The organism is Pseudonocardia yuanmonensis (assembly GCF_039542425.1).
Taxonomy (GTDB): Bacteria; Actinomycetota; Actinomycetes; order Mycobacteriales; family Pseudonocardiaceae; genus Pseudonocardia; species Pseudonocardia yuanmonensis.
On the sequence record NZ_BAABIC010000055.1, the window covers coordinates 1 to 1,820 of the forward strand.

General features: G+C 71.9%; 1 protein-coding gene and 1 pseudogene. Both read left to right on the top strand.

Features of this window, described 5'->3' with window-relative positions; all coding sequences use genetic code 11:
* Nucleotides 1–330 precede the first annotated feature (330 nt).
* Nucleotides 331–1,254, top strand: coding sequence for an IS110 family transposase (locus ABD990_RS34045; protein ID WP_345384929.1), 924 nt, complete (start codon nt 331–333; stop codon nt 1,252–1,254).
* A 15-nt stretch (nt 1,255–1,269) separates the two neighbouring features.
* Nucleotides 1,270–1,812, top strand: a pseudogene (locus tag ABD990_RS34050) (transposase); the annotation flags it as partial.
* Nucleotides 1,813–1,820 lie beyond the last annotated feature (8 nt).

Here is a 1,820-nt window from a genome sequence, read left to right on the forward strand (position 1 = left end):
CTCATGTAAGTAGCTCCGGGACTTGATCGGCTCGGGGTTCTCGGGTTGCATGCGCATCCCGGCTGGTCCGGTGGGTGGCGTCGAGTTCGGCTCTGAGGGTGGACGTGCTGTTCATGCCTTGCTCCGCTGATTGCCACTGCTGGCCTGGCCACGGGTGCCCCGGATGAGGGAAGTGGACCGGCCCTTCGAGGTCGGGTCCGGTTGCAGCACATGAGTGGGAGCCGTCGTCAGGATCGCTTGCCGCCCGTGGGGACCGTGGCCGATCGCGAGGCGCCGCCTGCGCGGAACAGCCCGGGGCACGGGTGGTTTCGACGGGGCGAGGAGACGGCGTTGCAGCGACGGCTGGTGGGAATCGATCTCGGGATCGCCAGTGCCCATACCGTGCGGGTGCTCGACGAGGCCGGCGGGCAGGTGTGCCGGCGCCGGTGCGGGCCCACGGTCGCGGACCTGTCCCGGGTCGAACAGGCCGCGCTCGCCGGCGCCGAGGCCGGGACCCGGCTGGAGGTGGTGCTCGAGCCGACCGGGCCGGCGTGGCTGCCGGTCGTGGTGTTCTTCCTCGGCCGCGGACACACGGTGTTCCGGGTGCCCAGTGCGAAAGCCGCTGACCTGCGCCGGTTCCTGTCCGGACACGCCAAGAGCAACGGGATCGACGCCGACACCCTGGCCCGCCTGCCGCTGATCGACCCGGGCGGGCTGCGCCCGCTGGACCTGCCGAGCACCCAGACCGCCGCGTTGGACCGCCGGGTGCGGGCCACCGACCGGCTCACCCGAGCCGCCTCCGAACACAAGGTGCGGATCAAGGACCTGGTCCGGCAGCTGATGCCGGCCACCCCGCTGACCGGGGACCTCGGGCAGGCCGATCTGGCCGTATTGGAGCGGTGGGCCGATCCCCGCGCACTGCTCGCCGCCGGCCCGGCCCGACTCACCACCGTGATCACCAAAGCCTCGACCGGGCACCAAGGCCGCGAGCGGGCCGCTGCCTGGCGAGAAGCGGCGGCCGCGGCGGTCGAGCTCTACGCCGCCTATCCGGCGATGCCGTTCACCGATCTGGCCGCCGAGGTCGCCAGCGAGGTCCGGCTGTTGCGCGCGACCCAGGCCGAGCTCGACGCCCACGCCGCGCATCGCGAGGACGCCTACCGGTGGGCCGATCCCGGCGAGCTGGCCCGCAGCCTGCCCGGCCTCGCCGCGATCGGCGCTCCGGCACTGGTCGCGGTGATCGGCGAGGTGTCCCGGTTCCCCACCGCCCGCCATTGAAAATCGTTCACCGGACTCGCCCCACGGGCCTCGGAGACCGGTGACACCGACCGCAAGGGCCAGCCGATGAGCAAGGCCGGCCCCGCTTTGCTGCGCACCACCCTGGTCCGCGCCGCCGACCACGCCCGCCGCCAGGACCCCCAACTGGCCCGCCTCTACTACACCCAGATCGTCGAACGCGGCGCGAACCACACCAAGGCCCTCTGCGTCGTCGCCGCCGCCCTGGCCGAACGCGCCTGGACCGTGCTGCGCCGTGGGATGCCCTACATCGTCTGCGACACCGACAACACACCCGTCGACCCCGCCGAGGCGAGGAGGATCATCACCGAGCGGTGGACCGTCCCACCCGAGGTCCGCGCCCGACGCCGCAGCCGAAAGAACACCACCGACAGCCAGGCACGCTGGGCGGGGAAGGCCCCTCAGCGAGTCCACACAGGACACCAGCAGGTCAGACACCCGAAGGCGTCGACAAACGAGGCGACCTTCCCCACCAGGCATCCTCACGCGGCCGACGACCACCACGCAAGACGTGAGCCATTGACAAGGCAACGCCGATAGGGAATCAG